Source organism: Rhizobium chutanense (assembly GCF_002531935.1).
In the GTDB taxonomy this organism is placed as follows: Bacteria; Pseudomonadota; Alphaproteobacteria; order Rhizobiales; family Rhizobiaceae; genus Rhizobium; species Rhizobium chutanense.
On record NZ_NWSV01000001.1, the window covers coordinates 67744 to 86397 of the forward strand.

An 18654-nucleotide genomic window follows, 5' to 3' on the forward strand; every position below is an offset into this window, starting at 1 on the left:
TCCCTCCGAGAGCGGCGACGGGACGAAGGCTCAAGCCGGCCGACTGCGGCTCAACCCGATAGCCGAAGCCTGTGACATCAGTCTGATGCGGCCTGCTTCACATTGTCGGAAAGCCGGAATTCCAGCATCAGATTGCGCTGCAGGATCGAATGGTTGTCGTCCGATATCAGGATGAGATGGGTCGTGCCGTCGGCGGCCTGGAAAGTGTCGAGCCCTTCCATATTGTCGATCTGCGAATTGAAATCGCCTTCGAGCAGCAACTCACCGTCGACGACGGCGCCGGGCCGGATATCGGCGCCCTTGATGCGCCGAAGGCGCATGCCGATGCCTTCAGCCATGTTGAAGCGCCGCTCCAGGAGCAGCAGGTCGCCGTTCGGCAGGAAGGCGCCGTCGGTGACGTCGAAGCTGCCGTCCCGCGCGACCGCGAACTGCCCTTTCAGCGGCCCGCTCAGAATGGCCGCCAACCGGTTGCCGTCCCGGTCGAGACCCCGTTCCGAGACGATGACCACGCCGCCCTTGAGCGGGCTCGAGGCCGGCGCGACGGTGATGGTTTCGATACCGCGGTTGTCGCTCAGCATTTTGCGCGGGATGAGGATCGGCAAAGTGCCGATCGCGCGCGATTGGGCAAAGCCGGGATCGGGATAGACGTCGACGCGATGCTCCTGCTCGAAGGAGACCAGGATCCGGTCGCCGTCGAACGCCAGGCCCTCGGCATCCATATAACCCTTGCCCTCGAAGCTGCGTCCGGCGCTGTTCTTCATCGGGGTGATCTCGACATCGGAAAGGCCGGAAAGCCTGCCCTTGACGTCGCGCTCGATGCTGCCGGTCAGCCACTGGCCGGTGTCGAGCACCACGACGAAATGTTTCTGATCCTGGCGGAAGCGGATGGAAGAGAGCGAGCCGAACAGCGCTTTGCTGGAGACCATCTCCAGCCCGCCGAGAAATTCCAGCGAGCCGAATTGCATCTGCGAAGAGCCGATCCTGAAATCGGATATTTGCCGGCTAATGACCGGCACGTCGCCGCCGGCCCACGACGGGGAAACGGCGGCAGCGATGCAGAGAAGGATCGACGCCACACGGCGGAGGCGCTTGCCCATCATTCCCGACATTTCCCTGGTTGGCGTCAGCCGGCGCGACGGAGCCGGCCGCCGCGTGGCTGGGTGGATTGGTCTTCGAACAGCGAGGCAAGCTGCTCGGTCATCGCGCCGGCGAGCTCGTCCGCATCGACGATCGTCACGGCGCGGCGATAGTAGCGCGTCACGTCGTGACCGATGCCGATTGCCAGCAGTTCCACCGGCGAGCGCGTCTCGATCTGTTCGATGACGGCGCGCAGATGCCGCTCGAGATAATTGCCCGGATTGACCGACAGCGTCGAATCGTCGACCGGCGCCCCGTCCGAAATCATCATCAGGATACGCCGCTGCTCGCGCCGCGCGAGCAGGCGATTATGCGCCCAGATCAGCGCCTCGCCGTCGATATTTTCCTTGAGCAGGCCCTCGCGCATCATCAGCCCGAGATTGGCGCGTGCGCGGCGCCACGGCGCGTCGGCGGATTTGTAGATGATATGGCGCAGGTCGTTGAGGCGTCCCGGCGTCTGCGGCTTGCCGCCGGCAAGCCAGCTTTCGCGCGCCTGCCCGCCCTTCCAGGCCTTCGTGGTAAAGCCGAGGATCTCGACCTTGACGCCGCAGCGCTCCAGCGTGCGGGCGAGAATATCGGCGCAGGTGGCGGCAACCGTGATCGGCCGGCCGCGCATCGAGCCGGAATTGTCGATGAGCAGGGTGACGACGGTGTCGCGGAACTGCGTGTCGCGCTCCATCTTGAAGGAAAGCGCCTGCATCGGATCGATGATGATGCGCTGCAGCCGGGCCGGATCGAGATAGCCCTCTTCCAGGTCGAAATCCCAGGAACGGTTCTGCTGCGCCATCAGGCGGCGCTGCAGCCGGTTGGCCAGACGCCCAACCGCGCCCTGCAGATGCGCCAGCTGCTTGTCGAGGAAGGCGCGCAGGCGCTCCAGCTCGGCGGCATCGCAAAGTTCCTCGGCGGTGATGATCTCGTCGAACTCTTCGGTATAGACGTGATAATCGACCTTCTCGTTGAAATCGGAAAAAGGCGTGTTCGGACGGCGGGTCTCGCCGGGCGTTTCCGAATCGTCCTCGCCCTCTTCCATCATGTCGTCGTCGGAGATTTCGGCGCCTTCGGTCTCGCCGTCCTCCATCTGCTCGTCGGCGACCTCGCTGTCCTCGACGGGGGCGGCATCGGTGCCGGCATCCTCGTCGACCTCGTCCTGATCCTGCTCGTCGCCGCTCGGCTGGTCTTCCTGCTCCGACTGGTCGTCATTGTCGGCTTGGCTGTCGTCGTCGCCGTATTCCTCGGCCATTTCCATGGCCGACAGCATGTTGCGGACGACCTTGGCGAAGGCCTGCTGGTCATTGATCGCGCTCGACAGATTGTCGAGCTCGGCCCCTGCCTTGTCCTCGATGAAGCCGCGCCAGAGATCCAGCACCTTGCCGGCGGAAGCCGGCGGGCGCTGGCCGGTCAGCTTCTCGCGCACCATCATTGCCACGGCTTCACCGACTGGTGCGTCTTCCTGGCGCTCGATGCCGGTGAAATTCGCCTTGGAATATTTCTCTTCCGTCATGGAACGCAGGTTCGCCGCCACACCTTCCATGCGCAGCGCGCCGATCGATTCGACACGCGCCTGCTCGACGACGTCGAAGATCGCCCGGGCGTCGGAGCCCTGCGGCGCCATCGTCGAATGCATCTTCTCGTCATGGCAGGCGAGGCGCAATGCCATGGAATCGCCGAGCCCGCGGGTTACCGCCAGCTCATGCGCCGTCGGCCGCTTGGAAAGCTCCGGCAGCCGGATGCGCTCGCCGGTCATGCCAGGCCGTTCATTGGCAAAGGTCACCTCGACCTCGCCGTCACCGGCGATCGAGCGCACGCAGCCGGTTATTGCCCGGCGCAATGGCTCGACGTCGACGGGCGCGCCGGGCTTTGCTTTCGAATTGTCACCGCGAGCTGCCATGATCGGTCGGGCCTCAGGCTCCGAGAACGATATTGGCGGCACTTTCCTTCAGCTCGACGCCGAAGGCGCGCTGATAGTGCTCGGCGACCAGCGGACGCTCCAGTTCGTCGCACTTGTTGAGGAAGGTGACGCGGAAGGCGAAGGCGAGGTCGCCGAAGATTTCGGCATTCTCGGCCCAGGTGATGACCGTACGCGGGCTCATCACGGTGGAGAGATCGCCGTTCATGAAGGCGGCGCGCGTGAGGTCGGCGACCCGCACCATCTTCGAGACGGTATCGCGGCCGTCCCTGTCCTTGCCGAAGCTCTTCACCTTGGCGGCGACGATATTCACTTCGTGATCATGCGGCAGGTAATTCAGCGTCGTCACGATCGACCAGCGGTCCATCTGCGCCTGGTTGATCTGCTGCGTGCCGTGATAGAGGCCGGTGGTATCACCGAGGCCGATGGTGTTGGCGGTCGCAAACAGGCGGAAGGCCGGGTGCGGCCGGATGACGCGGCTCTGGTCGAGCAGCGTCAGGCGGCCGGACGATTCGAGCACGCGCTGGATGACGAACATCACGTCGGGGCGGCCGGCATCATATTCGTCGAAGACGAGCGCGACATTGTGCTGATAGGCCCAGGGCAGGATGCCGTCCTTGAATTCGGTAACCTGCAGCCCGTCCTTGACGACGATCGCATCCTTGCCGACGAGATCGATACGGCTGACATGGCTGTCGAGGTTGATGCGCACGCAGGGCCAGTTGAGGCGCGCCGCCACCTGCTCGATATGCGAGGATTTGCCGGTGCCGTGATAGCCGGAGATCATCACGCGGCGGTTATGGGCAAAGCCGGCGAGAATGGCGAGCGTCGTCTCGCGGTCGAAGAGGTAGTCGGGGTCGAGGTCCGGCACATAGGCGTCGCCCTTGCTGTAGGCGGGAACGCGGATGTCGGAATCGATGCCAAAGGTCTCGCGGACCGAAACGGTGGTATCGGGAAGTTCTGAAATATCGAGGTCGATCTTGCTCATCATGTCTCCAAGGCGGGTGATGCCACCCGGCCATACTGTCTCAGGCCATGTCGCAACCGTGACGCCGCGATTTTATTCCGCGCCCGTCCAGGTCGGAACGTCGGCGATACTTCTCCGGGACTGAGACGAAACCTCGGCGGGATAATGACCGCATGCGAGCATTCTTGAAAGAGTCCCGGACAAGAAACGCCGCGTCCGGAAGGTCGGCGGAGGCGATATCGGGAAAACGCACAAATATGAGCCGCGTTTGCCTGCGGCCTCAGCCGATTTGGACCATACCCGATTGAAGCCCAAGAGCAAGGACGGGAATTAACAAAAACCGTTCTGCTTCAACAATTGATAGGCCTGGATGACGGCGCGGAAACGTTCCTCCGAGCCGCGGTCGCCGCCATTGGCATCCGGATGGTGCTTCTTGACCAGTTCCTTGTAGCGGCTCTTGATCTCCGCCGACGTCGCATTGGCGTCGAGCCCCATCGTATCGAAGGCCTTGCTTTCCAGCGATTTCAGCTTGCGCGCCTGGGGGAAACGCGGCCCGCTGCCCTTGCCGCCTTCCTTGACGAAGCCGAAGGGATCGCGAACCCGCGAATAGGCGCCGGAGCGAACTTCCGAATGCAGCGGGCTGTCTTTGGCCGACTTGTTGACGCCGACGGTCCATGTCGGCCGATGACCGGTGATCGCCTCTTTCTGGTATCGGGCAATCTCGCCGTCGGAAAGACCGGAGAAATAATTGTAGCCCTTGTTGTAGTCCTTGACGTGCTCGAAGCAGAACAAAAAGAACTGGCCTTCCGCATTGCGTCCGACAGGAGCGCGATGCGAACCTTTTTTGTCGCAGCCGTCCCACTGACAGGTAGGCGGTGCCTGCTCTGTCTCCTGCTCGCGTTTGCGGCGTGTTCGGATGCGATCGAAATATTTGGAATCAAGTCTCATGACGGCGCTAATTATGGGGCTGTCGCGACGCGACAACAAGAATTGACAAACGGGTTTGTTGCTGGCTTGGTGGGAACCTTTTTCGCGAAACAGCAAGACCGGATGATGACCCTGCGAACCCGCATCGAAGAAAAACTCGTCGAAGCCTTCGCGCCCGACCGCCTGAGCGTCATCGACGAAAGCCATCTGCATGCCGGACATCAGCCCGATATCACGGGCACCGGCGAAACCCATATGCGGGTGAGGATCGTTTCGGCGAAATTCGCCGGCATGTCGCGGCTGGCGCGCCACCGGGCGATTACCGAGCTGTTGAAACCGGAACTCGACGCCGGCCTGCATGCGCTGGCCGTCGAACCGGCAGCCCCTGACGAACCGACCCGCTGGTAACACAGCCTATATAAGATCGATCGCCTGCGATCCAAGCCGGATCAGGCCGGTTTTGCGCCGTCTTCCCCGGCCGGGCGGATGCGCAGCTTGGTGATGCGGTTCTTTTCGCGCTTCATGACCACGAAACGCTTGCCGTAAAATGTGAAGGCCTGGCGCTCTTCCGGGATGATCATCGATTCATGGATGACGAGGCCGGCAATCGTCGTCGCCTCCTCGTCGGGCAGGTTCCAGTCGAGCGCCCGGTTGAGATCGCGGATCGGCACGCCGCCGTCGACGACGACCGAGCCATCGGCCTCCTGGCGCACGCCCTGGATCGCGATATCGTGTTCATCGGCAATATCGCCGACGATTTCCTCAAGAATATCCTCCAGCGTGACGATGCCCTGCACCTCGCCATATTCGTCGACGACGACGGCGAAATGCTGCTTGCGCCTGAGGAAGGCGTTGAGCTGGTCTTCGAGGTTGGTGCTGTCGGGCACGAACCACGGCTTCTGCGCGATCTTCACGATATCGAGGTTCTGCGGTTCCATGTGCGGCTCGGCAAGCGCCCGCAGCAGATCCTTGGCGTGCACGACGCCGATGATGTTGTCGATCGTGCCGCGCCACAGCGGCATGCGCGTATAGGGGCTTTCGAGAATGGCGCGCACCACCGCCTCGGGCGGATCGTCGGCGTTGATCGCCCGCATCGCCGTGCGGTGGACCATGATGTCGGAGAGTTCAAGCTCGCCGAGATCGAGCACGCCGCCGAGGCGGTCGCGGTCGGCCTTCACCACCGATCCCTCGCGGTGCAACAGATCGACGGCGCCGCGCAGCTCCTCATGTGCCGTCAGCATCGATACCTCCCGCGAGAGGTTGATGCCGAACAGCGCCAGGATCCGCCGCACGATCGCATTGACGAAGGAAGAAACCGGGCCGACCACGAGGACGAAGAGTTTGACCGGCAACGCAACGGCAAGGGCGAAACGGTCGGGCGTCGAAATCGCCCAGCTTTTCGGCAGCACTTCGGCGAAGATGACCAGGATGACGGTCATCGCCAGCGTCGCCAGGGCCACGCCGGAACTGCCGAACAGCCCGAGGAACAGGCTGGTGGCAATCGAGGAGGACAGGATATTGGCGAGATTATTGCCGATGAGCAGGGCGCCGATCAGCCGGTCACGCCGCTCTATCAGCTGCCGGACAAGGCCGGCGCGTTCGTCGCCATTGACCTCGAGTGTGTGGATGCGGCTGCGCGAAACGGCGGTCAAAGCGGTCTCGGAGCCGGAAAAGAAGGCGGACATCAGCACGAGCGCCGTGATCGAAAGGATCTCCGGCCAGTACGTCGCGAGAAATTCCAGCGCGCCTTCAATCGTCGTCAAGGATGTTTTTCCCGGAGAAAGCTGATCACTTCGGAGGCGGGAACGTCGTCGGCGACGAAGGACTGGCCGATGCCGCGCGTCAGGATGAAGGTGAGCTTGCCGCTCTTGACCTTCTTGTCCTGCGCGATCGCATCCATCAGCGTTTCGGCCGGCGGCAGCTCGCCCGGAATCTCCGCCATGCGGGTCGGCAAGCCGACCTCCTTCAAGTGCCGCTCGACGCGCCGCGCATCGTCTGGGCTTGCCAGATTCATCCGCGCGGAGAATTCATGGGCCAGCACCATGCCGATCGAAACGCCCTCGCCGTGCACGAGGCGGGAGCTGTCATAGGCTGTCGCCGCTTCCAGCGCGTGGCCGAAAGTATGGCCGAGATTGAGCAGCGCGCGCTGGCCGTTCTCACGCTCGTCGGCAACGACGACATCGGCCTTCGCCTGGCAACTGGCGGCAATCGCCTCGATACGTGCGGAGCCGCCTGTGAAAACCGCTTTCCAATTGGCTTCCAGCCAGGCGAAAAAATCCGGCTTGTCGATCAGCCCGTATTTGGCGACCTCGGCGTAACCGGCGCGGAATTCGCGCTCGCTCAGCGTATTCAGCGCATCCGTATCGGCCAGAACCAGGTCCGGCTGGTGGAAGACGCCGATCAGATTCTTGCCGTGGCGGGAATTGATGCCGGTCTTGCCGCCGACCGAAGAATCCACCTGCGCCAGCAGCGAGGTCGGCACCTGCACGAAGCGCACGCCGCGCCTGACGATGCCGGCCGCAAATCCCGAAAGGTCGCCGATGACGCCGCCGCCGAGCGCAATGACGCAATCGTTGCGCTCGACGCGGGCTTCGAGCACCTTGTCGCAGGCCGTCATCAGATGTTCGAAGCTCTTGGTCTTCTCACCGGCCGGCAGCACGACCGCAGCCGCAGCGATGCCCGCTTCATTCAGACTGGCGATCAGCGCCTCGAGATAAAGCGGAGCCACATTTTCGTCGGTGATCACAGCCGCCTTGCGGCCCTTGAGACGCGAGGCGATTTCGGCGCCGGCCCGCGCGACCAGCCCCGGCCCGATCAGGATGTCGTAGGCGCGCTCGCCGAGCGGCACATGCACCGTCTGGACTGAGGAGGCGGAGATTGTCGCATTCATGACGCTGCACTTTCCTTCTGAGCTTCGATCACCGCCTTCAGCACCTCGTCGGCCATGATTTCCTTGCGCACATCGCGCGAGAGCACGGTGAGATCGGCCTGCGCATAGATCGGATAACGCGCGTTCATCAGGCTTTCGAGCGTCTGCTTCGGATTTTCGGTCTTGAGCAGCGGCCGTGTATCGCGCTTGTTCACCCGGTCCCAGAGCACGTCGAGATCGGCCTTCAGCCAGACGGAAAGGCCGCCCTTCTTGATATGCCTGCGCGTCCGCTCGTTGATGAAGGCGCCGCCGCCGGTGGAAACGACACGCGGCCCGCTCTTCAAGAGCCGCTTCATCACCCGCGTTTCCAGCGCCCGGAACTCTTCCTCGCCATAGGCGGCGAAAAGTTCGGTGATCGTCATGCGCGACACCCGCTCGATTTCGTGATCGCTGTCGATGAAGGGAATGGCGAGCTGGCTGGCGACGATGCGGCCGACGGAGGATTTTCCCGCGCCCATCAGGCCGACGAGGATCAGATTGCGTGAACCGAGCGCGGCGCGAGCTCTGTCTTTCAGGCTGTCAGCAACGGTCAGCAGTGGTTCACTCATCGGTCCATTCACACTTTGTTTGCAAACCGTATCGACAAATGCAGGTGGAGCGTCAAGCCGGGGACAAGGGAATCATGGCTTGAAGAGCGCTTCTTGCACTTGCAGATACGCTTCTTATAACAGAAGCAGAGCATGAAGGAGTTGCCGGATGCCGACCCTGTTCCGTTTTCTGTTCTTCTGCGCGATCCTCGCCGGAACGGTCTACGGAGCCATGTGGGCGCTCGTGACCTTCGTCGAGCCGCAGCCGCGCGACGTGACGATCCGCATTCCCTCCGAGCGGGTCAATCCGCCGGCGACGGGCGCGATCGACCCGGCCAGGAAGTGAACGGCATGAGAGATCTCGGTCACGTCCATGTGGAATCCTTCCTGGAGATGATGAGCGCCGAGCGCGGTGCGGCGGCCAACACGCTGCAATCTTACGAGCGCGACCTCGACGATGTCAGCGCCTTCCTTAGGGAACGCAGCATCCGGCTGACCGAAGCCGCCTCCACAGATCTCGCCGCCTATCTCGCCTCGCTCGCCCGAAAAGGGTTCAAACCCTCGTCCCAGGCGCGCCGGCTGGCCGCCATGCGGCAGTTCTACAAGTTCCTTTACGCCGAGGGCCTCAGGACCGACGATCCCACCGGCATTCTCGATGCGCCGAAGAAGGGCCGCCCGCTGCCGAAGACGATGGGGGTCGAGGACGTCGGCAAGTTGCTTTCACAGGCTGAGGCCGAGGCACAGGACACGGCTCCTGGCCAGCTGCAGCGCCTGCGCATGCTGGCGCTCCTGGAGCTGCTCTATGCCACCGGCATGCGTGTCAGCGAACTCGTTTCGCTTCCCGCCCGCGTGCTCGACCAGGAAGGCCGTTTCCTGATGATCCGCGGCAAGGGCAACAAGGAGCGGCTGGTACCGCTGTCGCTATCGGCGATATCGGCGCTGAAATCCTACGGGCGCCTGCTGGCGGCGGAAAATGCAGCGGCAAAGGATCCGCAGGACAGCCCGTGGCTGTTTCCCGCCGCCTCGAAGGAGGGCTACCTGCCGCGCCAGGTATTCGCTCGCGACCTGAAGAATCTGGCGATCCGCGCCGGCCTGACGCCGTCGATGATCTCGCCGCACGTCATGCGCCACGCCTTCGCCAGCCATCTGCTCGCCAACGGCGCCGACCTGCGTGTCGTGCAGGAACTGCTCGGCCATTCGGACATTTCGACCACACAGATCTACACACATGTCCTCGAAGAGAGGCTGCAGCAGCTCGTCCAGACACATCACCCCCTTGCCAAACAGGCGAAAAAGCACGAATAGGACCGGCGACAAGGGGCGGAGCCAGGAAAACGCCCCGGGCACAAGGAACGGAAACGCACCTCATGCACAATTATCTCGACTTCGAAAAGCCGATCTCCGACCTCGAAGGCAAGATTATCGAGCTGAAAAAGCTCGCAACGGAAGACGAGAGCATCGACACCACCGATGAGATCGGCCGGCTGGAGGTTCGCGTTCGCGAGGCGATCGTCGAAATCTATTCCAAGCTCAATCCCTGGCAGAAGACCCAGGTCGCCCGCCATCCGCAGCGCCCGCATTTCGTCGACTACGCCAGGACGCTGTTCCAGGAATTCACGCCGCTCGCCGGCGACCGCAAATTTTCCGAGGATGCCGCGATCCAGGCGGGCCTTGCCCGCTTCCGCGGCCAGCCCGTCGCCGTCATCGGCCAGGAAAAAGGCAACGACACCAAGACCCGCCTGAAGCATAATTTCGGCAGCCCCCGGCCGGAAGGCTACCGCAAGGCGATCCGCATCCTGGAGATGGCCGATCGTTTCGGCCTGCCGGTGATTTCGCTGGTGGATACGGCCGGCGCCTATCCCGGCGTCGGCGCCGAAGAACGCGGCCAGGCCGAGGCGATCGCCCGCTCGACGGAAATGTGCCTCGGCGTCAAGGTTCCGCTGGTTTCCGTCGTCATCGGCGAAGGCGGCTCGGGCGGCGCCATTGCGATTGCCACCGGCAACAAGGTCTATATGCTCGAGCATTCGATCTACAGCGTCATCTCGCCGGAGGGGGCCGCCTCCATTCTCTGGCGCGATTCCACCCGCGCCCGCGAGGCGGCGACCAACATGAAGATCACTGCCGAGGACCTGAAATCGCTCGGCGTCATCGACGGCATCATTTCCGAGCCGCTCGGCGGCGCGCATCGTGATCCCGACAGCGTCATCGCCGCGACCGGCGACATGATTGCCAATGCGCTCGGCGAAATGGCCTCCCGTTCCGGCGAGCAGCTGCGCAACGAGCGGCGGCAGAAATTCCTCAATATCGGCCGCAACCTCTAAAACGGGGATGATTTCAGGCCGGATCGGCCTGAAATCTCAATCCTGTTCTCAATGGGTTGGAGCATCATGTCGCCCGAAAACCGCTGACGCTTTTGCGCGACATGCTCTGGACAAGTTGGGCTTTCATCGATTGGGGCCAAATCTTGGCCACATTGATGTTATCTGTAACTTTCGCGCTTGCGGGGATGTTCAGGGCACGTCATAGGCTGGTAAGGTTTTGTAAAGTATAAGCCACCTATGATTCTTTCCGATGCCCGAACTCCATAGGCGGACCGGGTCGCACAATCTTTATGGGCTAGTTTGGATGCGCATACGTCATTTTGCCTATGTTTCCCTCATGGCGCTGGCCCTGACCGGCTGCAATGACACGTTGGAATCGGCCCAGGGTATCGACCTCTCCACGGTCAGGAACAAGGTCGAGCAACCGCTTCCCTCTCATATCCTTACCGCCATGGCCGCCAAGGGCATGGACCGCAATTCGCCGATCATGATCCGCATCTTCAAGGAAGAGGGTGCCATGGAGATCTGGAAGGCGAAGGCCGACAACCGTTTCGACAAGATCGCCGATTACAAGATCTGCGCCTGGTCCGGCCGTCTCGGCCCGAAGGTCAAGACCGGCGACCGGCAGGCGCCGGAAGGCTTCTACGAGCTGACACGCGCCAACCTGAACCCGAACTCGAAATATTACCTGGCGATCAACACCGGCTTCCCGAACCGCTACGACGCGGCGAACGGCCGCACCGGCTCCGATCTGATGATCCATGGCGCCTGCTCGTCCTCCGGCTGCTATTCGATGACCGACCAGCAGGTGCTGGAGATCTATGCCTTCGCCCGCGACGCGTTCAAGGGCGGCCAGGCGACGGTGCAGCTGCAGGCCTTCCCCTTCCGCATGACGGCGGAAAACATGGTCAAGCATCGCCTCGACTCGAGCTACGACTTCTGGAAAATGCTGAAGGTCGGCTACGACAATTTCGAAGTGACGAAACGCCCGCCAGAGGTGAATGTCTGCGAGAAGAAATACGTCTTCAACCAGCAGGCAACCGATGGCGGCGCCTTCAATGCCTCCGGCAAATGCCCAGCCATGTCGACGCCGCCGGCGCTGACGGCGGCGCTTGCCTCCTACGGCAAGACCTATGATGCCGACTATGCCAAGGCGATGAGCAAATATGACGGCATGGCCTGGTACGACCCCTCCGAAGCCGAGCGCAAGGCCGTGGTCGCCAAGACGCGCAAGGGCCGCGAGCTGGCTTATGCCCCGACCGGCACCTCGCTGGAAGCCGGCCGCATGGTCAAGATTGCCGAACTCGAAGACCTGATGGCCAAGCGCACCGCCCAGGGGCTGGCCGCCAAGACCGCGCCCGGCGCCACGCCGGCAATGCCTGCCGCGCCGCAGGCAATCTCGGCCCAGCCGCAGGCAACCGCCGTCGCGGCCGCGACACCGGCGGTCGTGCCGATCCCGACGCAGAACCCGCTGGCCTTTACCGCGCCCGAGCCGCAGGAAACGGCGGAAGCCGCGGCAAAGAAGCCGTTCTGGAAATTCTGGGCACGGAACTGAACGGCTTGAGCCCCGTTCTCTACGACCTTCGCGGCCTGAAATGCCCATTCCCGGTGATCAAGACACGCAAGAAGCTTGCCGCCATGGCAAGCGGCGCCCTCATTCGCGTCGACACCACCGATCCGATGGCGGTGATCGACATGCCGCATTTCTGCAATGAGGACGGCCACGAACTGGTCGAGACCGAAAAGACCGAAGACGGCCACCGCTTCCTGATCCGCAAGCGCTAACTGGCACGGCTTCCTTGGCCAGACACCATCGTAGCACCGGGAAAGTTTTTTCCGCGCGATCCCCAATGGACCTGCGGCCTGAAATGAGGTTGCCTTTTATTTATATGATTGCACCAGCCACTCACCGGCATGAAGCTTGAAGGCCAAATAACGATGAACGCCGCCGCCTCATTTCGCAAGGATTACTCCGAACTCGTCCCGCCAAACCAGGATTTCTACCAGAATATTTTCAGGTTGAATGGTCGCTGCTTTCTGTTCGAGGGAACCAATGATGGTGTGCAGGGCTATGGAACCTTCAATTTGAAGGTCGAGGACCATGAGTATGGTCTGTCCAATGGGTTGTCACCGATTGAGTTGAGGTTGTGGAGTTTCGAAATCGAAGGACGCACGATCGTCTGCGCTGTGGCGCAGCATTTCCGTCGCCTTTCCAACGCCCCGGCGGACATGCGCTTTCGCTATACTGTCGAAGCGATCAATGTAAGCTGTTTCCATCACAGCGCGGACGCCGCGATCACAAAGGCCGATTGCCAGATGCTGTCGCGCATTTTGCGGAAGATGCTGCCCGATTATCACCGCATGGCTTTCCGGAATTTTCCGCTGCAAACGGCCGCCCCCATTGAGATCGTTGAAAGGTGGAACAATCCGAATCGGCAAGTTGCGTCTTTTCTCACGTTGACGACGCAAGTCGCGTGGGACGTTGAATCCGCGGAGCGCCAAATGGAAGGTATAGATAGCTTTTTCAAAGAAGGTTGGCGGGACCGATATGATTTTGCCTCCGACAATAATTTTGCCGTCAAGTTCCGCGCTCCGCCAATTGAAGACATTCCTTCGTTTAGCGTCATCTTCGATGGCCTTGAGTTCACGTACAACTATCAGGAGTTTTCAGAAACAATAGGCCAAAAAACCTTTTGCTCTACTGTGTTATACACTCCTTGGTCGCCGAACTCTATCAGGGCATCCGTCGACGGGGCGATATCTTCTATCGCCGATGAGACGAGAGCAAGAGCTGACCGGTTTGCGCGCTTTAGCGCTTACAGAGACCTTAGAGCAAGCTGGGGTGAGAAGTATCGGGACACCCCTCTTAGCGTGATTTTGCTTTCGGGAGAACTTTGACGTCTAAAACCATTGCTCCTAAACTTCTCGCTAAATTTTCATGCCCGGAATGGCGAGCGGGTTGTCGGAGAGCGCCGCACGATCCGGCCTGTCGATGCGCGGCTTGCCGAGGAAGGCGTCGAACAAATCCTTGACGAAGGCCTCCGGCAGATCCCTTGTGATCAGCACCATGCGTGTGCGCCGGTCCTGCGGATCAGGCCAGGCGGGAAGCCGCACCGGCGGATGGAAGATGCTTTGCACGCCGTGCAGCACCAGCGGCCGGTCCGGCCGGTCGGAGACGGAAACGATCGCCTTCATTCTCAAAAGCTTCTCGCCATGGGCGGAGCGCAGGAGATCGATGAACATATCGAGCGCCATCGGCTCGATCGGCTTCTCCTCGACGATCGAGAAAGAGCGGATCGAGGCATCGTGACGATTGACGTCGTGCGCGTCCTGGTGCGCATGACCGTGATGAGGGTGATGGTGATGGTGGTGGTGGCCGTGATCCTGGCCATGATGGTCATGATTGCCATCACGATCATCATCGTGATGGTGATGATGATGCGCCTCGTGGGCGTCCTCGTCCTGCAGCCAGCGGCCGACATCGGCGATCTTCGTCGTCGGATCATAGAGCCCGTTGACCAGCACCGCGGCGCTGCCGGCATCGGTGCTGTCGGCATCCATCATCGCGGCGCGCGGATTGAGCGCCCGCAGCCGCTTTTCCAGGGTATCCGTTCCAGCGTCGGCCATCGATTTTTTCGAGACGATCAGCCGGTCGGCGACTGCCGCCTGCTTGCGCGCTTCCTCGTGATTGTCGAGCGTCTGCAGCCCATTCACCGCATCCACCACGGTCACCACGCCGTCGAGCTCGAAATTCATGGCAATGACCGGATTGCCCATGATCGCCTGCATCACCGGGGCAGGGTCGGCAAGGCCCGTCGTTTCGATGACGACGCGCTTCACCGGCTTGACGCGGCCGGTCTGCACGGCGTCCATCAGGTTGGCGAGCGTATCGACGAGTTCACCGCGCACGGTGCAGCACAGACACCCGTCCGACAGCTCGATGATCGAATCGCCTGAGCTTTCGACCAGCAGATGATCGATGCCGACATCGCCGAATTCGTTGATGATGACGGCGGCATCCTTCATCGCGGGGTCTTTGAGGATGCGGTTGAGCAGCGTCGATTTGCCGGCGCCGAGAAAGCCGGTCAGAATGGTGACCGGAATCCTGTCGTTGAGGGCGCTCATCTCGTTTGACCTTGGCAGTTTAGAAGGATGTCGGGCGCGGCATCGGCACCGGCACGTTGGCGAGCGCTCCGGCCGCATCGCCGGCCGCCACCTTGTCCGGCTGCTGAGCCGGCTGCGGGTCCTGCCCGGGGATGAGGCCGGCAAAGACGAAGCGCGGATCGTGGTCCATTTCCAGGATATAGGGCGACTGCACGCGCATGCGGCCGACCTCGTCGCGCGTTTCGCTGCGTATTTTTGCGCCCTTGGCGCTGCAGATGTCGGCGCTGATGTCGGCAACCTGGTCCTGTCCCGGGCCATAGGGCCGCAGCGACCCCAGCGTCTCGCTGCCCGGAAACTGCGTGGTAAATCCCTTCTGCAACAGGTTTGCCGTCGCATCGGCGCGCGCCGCCAGGCTGTCGGTGCCGAGCACGACGGAGACCAGCGTGCGGCCGTTGCGTGTCGCCGAACCGATCTGGTTGAAGCCCGAGGCGCAGATGAAGCCGGTCTTCATGCCGTCGGCGCCGGCAAAGCGGCCGATCAGCATATTGAGGCTCGGCACGTTCTGCTGGCCGTTGGTGAAACCTTCAAGCGCGAAATAACCGGCATATTGCGGAAAATCGCGGCGCAGCGCCACCGTCAGCACCGCGAGATCGCGCGCCGTCGTATACTGCCCTTTGCCCGGCAGGCCGTTCGGATTGACGAAATGCGAATCCGTCATGCCGAGCTTCAGCGCCTCGCCGTTCATCCGCGTCACGAAGCCTTCCTGCGTGCCGCCGATGGCTTCGGCGACGGCGACGGCGATGTCGTTGGCCGATTTCACCATCAGGATCTTCAGCGCGCTGTCGAGCGTCAGCTTCTGGCCCGGCTTGAAATACATCTTGGCGGCCGGCTGCGCGGCGGCGCGCTTGCTCATGACGATGGGCGTATCGAGGCCGATCTGGCCGGCGCGGATCGCGTCGAACACGGTATAGACGGTCATCAGCTTGGTCAGCGAGGCCGGATACCATTTGCGGAAGGCTTCCTCGTGTTCGAGCACGCGGCCGGTCTGCACGTCGACGAGAATATGCGGATTGGCCTGGGCAAGCGGAACGGAGGCAAGAAAACCGGCAGTCGCGGCGACCACGAAACTAAACGGCCGCAAAACGGCAAACAAACGGAAGTGGCTCGTCGACACGGTTCGTCCTTCGGATATCAGGAAAATCTCGAAACCTTCCCCTATCTAGCCTATATGGCTATGACATGGCAAAGGTCATTGACTAAGTAATTTCCGAAAGCCTCACACCCAAGCTTCACACCGCCGTGATGCGAGGAAAGATTGTTGGGATTTCATAACAGGAACGCCAATATGCCGATTTTGAACAGAGCCGCGGAATTGCAGGACGAAGTCGCCGAATGGCGCCGCCACATCCACGCGCGGCCCGAACTGCTTTTCGCGGTGGAAAACACGGCCGCCTTCGTCGCTGAAAAACTCAAGGAATTCGGCGTCGACGAGATCGTCACCGGCATCGGCCGCACCGGCGTCGTCGGCCTGATCAAGGGCAAGGGCGAAGGCCGCCGCACCGTCGGCCTGCGCGCCGATATGGACGCCCTGCCGCTGACCGAAATCACCGGTAAGCCCTGGGCCTCGAAGACGCCGGGCAAGATGCATGCCTGCGGCCATGACGGCCACACCGCCATGCTGCTCGGCGCCGCGAAATATCTGGCGGAGACCCGCAATTTCAACGGCAATATCGCCGTCATCTTCCAGCCGGCCGAAGAAGGCGGCGGCGGCGGCAACCTGATGGTCAAGGACGGCATGATGGAGCGCTTCGACATCGAAGAGGTCTACGGCATGCACAATCTGCCGGGCCTGCCTGTGGGACAGTTCGCCACCCGCAAGGGCGCGATCATGGCGGCGACCGACGAATTCACCGTCACCATCAAGGGCCGCGGCGGCCACGCCGCCCAGCCGCACCGGACGATCGACCCGATCGCCATCAGCGCCCAGATCGTCGCCAACCTGCAGATGATCGCTTCGCGCACCGCCGATCCGATCAGCTCGGTCGTCGTTTCGGTGACCAAGTTCAATGCCGGTTTTGCCCATAACGTCATCCCGAACGATGCGACCTTCGCCGGCACCGTCCGCACTCTCGACCCCGAGATGCGCACGCTTGCCGAGACACGCTTCCGGCAGATCATCGAGGGCATGGTCGCAGCTCATGGCGCCGAGGCCGAAATCAGCTTCAACCGCAACTACCCCGTCACCGTCAACCATCCCGACGAGACCGAGCATGCGGTGGCCGTCGCCAGCGCCATCGCCGGCGAGGCCAACGTCAATGCCGAAATCGATCCGATGATGGGCGGCGAGGATTTCTCCTATATGCTGAACGCCCGCCCCGGCGCCTTCATCTTCATCGGCAACGGCGACAGCGCCGGTCTGCACAACCCGGCCTACGACTTCAACGACGAAGCGATCGCCCACGGCATCTCCTATTGGGTGCGCCTTGCCGAACAACGCTTGGGTCTCTGACAAGAATTAAGGCTTGGCTTCGCGCCAAGCCTTTTGTATGCATGGCATGCAAGTGGTCCCGTAGCTCAGCAGGATAGAGCACCAGATTCCTAATCTGGGGGTCACGCGTTCGAATCGCGTCGGGATCACCATTCGTTTCAATTACTTAAGGCTTAAAGCCTGAGTTTTCATGGAATCGCTCAAAAGGTTTGTCCCCACGAGCGCTGTTTTGTCCCTGACGCTTCAATAGGTTTGTCCCTGATTTTTTGCGCCAATCCGATTGCGCTGACGATCATTGATTTCATTACAAGAATCACATTCTTCTGCGAAAGATCAACGCGGAGATGGCTCTTATCGTGATGCTGACTTCGAACGTTCTCCAGCGGGCATCCACTTCCTCATCTTGATGCTCCGGTCGCGATGATGGCATGCTCGTCGTACGAGCCTCCACTCCTGTGATTCACAAATGGATGAATTGAAGACGCTGTTGGACAGGAAAGTTCGGACTAGCGTTCGGGTGCATGGTCTACTGGTTCCGGCCAATTCTCTACAATCACGGCTTCACGCACAACAATGTTTACTTGATCACGAGCGGAATACGCGCTCCCGCTGGCCATAAGAAGCGATCAGCCTTGATTTATCGCCGGCCGCGATCGAAGCATAGAACGTGGGGCCGCTCGGTCCGAACGCCGACAATGTTGCGCTGCTGGTGAAGGAATACGTTACAAAACGCCCTGGAGCCAGCCCCTACCAGATCACCTTGGACAGTTCGGAGAGGACAGCGTCGCCATAGCTCTCGTCTTTGATGCTGAACTCTGCCTCACCGGACACGAGATTGAAGTTAAAGTAGACTTCGGCCTGATCTTCTCCGAGGAAAATCTTGGTGGTGTACCAGTCCCCGGGACCGCCGCCGAAACCGCCTCCAGGGGACCGGGTAGTCGGTGGTCCGAGAAATGCTATATCGAACGCTAGCGTGTCCTGTTTGGCGTCCGAAAGGCTAGGATCGCTCGCTTCCAGGGCTTTGCCCAGTTCAGAAATGAACTGCGTGGGTCGCGCCCCGCCTGCAAGATGGCGAAACCTGCCGTGCGACTCACTCTGTAGTTCGATAGCGAATTTCGTTTGGTCGTCGCCATCGCCATACGACGCCATCAAGGCGAGTTCATCGGAGCCTGATTTAGCGGACAGCCAGGTGATCTTGAAGGCAAGCGACCCCGGAGACCGGTCGTCGGCAACCTGATCCTGTGCGTAAACGCTGCCGGAGAACACGGCACTCGCAAATACTATCAAGGCGGAGCGTCGAGTGATCATGTCATTCTCCTGAGAAAGAACCTGCGGCCACGGCCCTTGG

General features: G+C 61.5%; 18 protein-coding genes and 1 tRNA gene. 9 read left to right on the forward strand and 10 right to left on the reverse strand.

What is annotated here, in order from left to right; all coding sequences use genetic code 11:
- Nucleotides 1–77 precede the first annotated feature (77 nt).
- The 4 genes from CO666_RS00360 to CO666_RS00375 form a co-directional block, all read right to left on the reverse strand.
- Nucleotides 78–1100, reverse strand: coding sequence for an esterase-like activity of phytase family protein (locus CO666_RS00360; protein ID WP_097610208.1), 1023 nt, complete (start codon nt 1098–1100; stop codon nt 78–80).
- Between the two features lie 23 nt (nt 1101–1123).
- On the reverse strand, nt 1124–3025 hold the full coding sequence (gene cobT, locus CO666_RS00365; protein WP_097610209.1) for a cobaltochelatase subunit CobT: 1902 nt from the start codon (nt 3023–3025) through the stop codon (nt 1124–1126).
- Between the two features lie 13 nt (nt 3026–3038).
- On the reverse strand, nt 3039–4031 hold the full coding sequence (gene cobS / locus CO666_RS00370) for a cobaltochelatase subunit CobS (protein WP_097610210.1): 993 nt from the start codon (nt 4029–4031) through the stop codon (nt 3039–3041).
- Nucleotides 4032–4340: 309 nt separating this feature from the next.
- A complete protein-coding gene (locus CO666_RS00375) occupies nt 4341–4958 on the reverse strand; it encodes a J domain-containing protein (protein WP_003589932.1) in 618 nt (205 codons plus the stop codon).
- A gap of 102 nt (nt 4959–5060) precedes the next feature.
- Here CO666_RS00375 and CO666_RS00380 point away from each other — a divergent pair, with 102 nt between their 5' ends.
- On the forward strand, nt 5061–5345 hold the full coding sequence (locus CO666_RS00380) for a BolA family protein (RefSeq protein WP_179869586.1): 285 nt from the start codon (nt 5061–5063) through the stop codon (nt 5343–5345).
- Between the two features lie 41 nt (nt 5346–5386).
- Here the strand turns inward: CO666_RS00380 and CO666_RS00385 are convergent, their stop codons facing one another.
- The 3 genes from CO666_RS00385 to CO666_RS00395 are packed head-to-tail and all read right to left on the reverse strand — an operon-like array spanning nt 5387 to nt 8414.
- A complete protein-coding gene (locus CO666_RS00385; protein WP_097610211.1) occupies nt 5387–6700 on the reverse strand; it encodes an HlyC/CorC family transporter in 1314 nt (437 codons plus the stop codon).
- A complete protein-coding gene (gene aroB / locus CO666_RS00390) occupies nt 6697–7827 on the reverse strand; it encodes a 3-dehydroquinate synthase (RefSeq protein WP_097610212.1) in 1131 nt (376 codons plus the stop codon). Before aroB ends, CO666_RS00385 begins: the two co-directional genes overlap by 4 nt.
- Entirely contained in the window at nt 7824–8414 is a 591-nt protein-coding gene (locus CO666_RS00395; RefSeq protein ID WP_097610213.1) for a shikimate kinase, read from the reverse strand. Before CO666_RS00395 ends, aroB begins: the two co-directional genes overlap by 4 nt.
- Nucleotides 8415–8562: 148 nt before the next feature.
- On the opposite strand from CO666_RS00395, the gene CO666_RS33970 reads away from it, so the two are divergent.
- The 6 genes from CO666_RS33970 to CO666_RS00425 all read left to right on the forward strand — a co-directional run bounded on the left by CO666_RS33970 (nt 8563) and on the right by CO666_RS00425 (nt 13612).
- Nucleotides 8563–8739, forward strand: a complete 177-nt coding sequence (locus CO666_RS33970; protein ID WP_097610214.1) for a hypothetical protein — start codon at nt 8563–8565, stop codon at nt 8737–8739.
- 5 nt (nt 8740–8744) lie between these two features.
- Nucleotides 8745–9698 carry a site-specific tyrosine recombinase XerD gene (gene xerD, locus CO666_RS00405; protein ID WP_097610215.1) on the forward strand — a complete coding sequence of 318 codons (954 nt, stop codon included), beginning with the start codon at nt 8745–8747 and terminating at the stop codon, nt 9696–9698.
- A gap of 62 nt (nt 9699–9760) precedes the next feature.
- Entirely contained in the window at nt 9761–10714 is a 954-nt protein-coding gene (locus CO666_RS00410) for an acetyl-CoA carboxylase carboxyltransferase subunit alpha (RefSeq protein ID WP_097610216.1), read from the forward strand.
- A gap of 304 nt (nt 10715–11018) precedes the next feature.
- A complete protein-coding gene (locus CO666_RS00415) occupies nt 11019–12269 on the forward strand; it encodes a L,D-transpeptidase family protein (protein ID WP_097610217.1) in 1251 nt (416 codons plus the stop codon).
- 5 nt (nt 12270–12274) lie between these two features.
- Nucleotides 12275–12499 (forward strand): sulfurtransferase TusA family protein, encoded by a 225-nt coding sequence (locus CO666_RS00420; RefSeq protein ID WP_097610218.1) that lies wholly within the window; start codon nt 12275–12277, stop codon nt 12497–12499.
- Between the two features lie 153 nt (nt 12500–12652).
- Nucleotides 12653–13612, forward strand: coding sequence for a hypothetical protein (locus CO666_RS00425; protein WP_097610542.1), 960 nt, complete (start codon nt 12653–12655; stop codon nt 13610–13612).
- Between the two features lie 30 nt (nt 13613–13642).
- Here CO666_RS00425 and CO666_RS00430 read toward each other — a convergent pair whose 3' ends face one another.
- Nucleotides 13643–14839: a CobW family GTP-binding protein gene (locus CO666_RS00430; protein WP_097610219.1), complete on the reverse strand. Its 1197-nt coding sequence runs from the start codon at nt 14837–14839 to the stop codon at nt 13643–13645.
- Between the two features lie 19 nt (nt 14840–14858).
- Nucleotides 14859–15992, reverse strand: coding sequence for a D-alanyl-D-alanine carboxypeptidase family protein (locus tag CO666_RS00435; RefSeq protein WP_097610220.1), 1134 nt, complete (start codon nt 15990–15992; stop codon nt 14859–14861).
- A gap of 171 nt (nt 15993–16163) precedes the next feature.
- Here CO666_RS00435 and CO666_RS00440 point away from each other — a divergent pair, with 171 nt between their 5' ends.
- Nucleotides 16164–17327, forward strand: coding sequence for a M20 aminoacylase family protein (locus tag CO666_RS00440; protein ID WP_097610221.1), 1164 nt, complete (start codon nt 16164–16166; stop codon nt 17325–17327).
- Nucleotides 17328–17381: 54 nt separating this feature from the next.
- A tRNA-Arg gene (locus CO666_RS00445) sits at nt 17382–17458 on the forward strand.
- Nucleotides 17459–18053: 595 nt separating this feature from the next.
- Here the strand turns inward: CO666_RS00445 and CO666_RS00450 are convergent.
- Nucleotides 18054–18614, reverse strand: a complete 561-nt coding sequence (locus CO666_RS00450; RefSeq protein ID WP_097610222.1) for a hypothetical protein — start codon at nt 18612–18614, stop codon at nt 18054–18056.
- Nucleotides 18615–18654 lie beyond the last annotated feature (40 nt).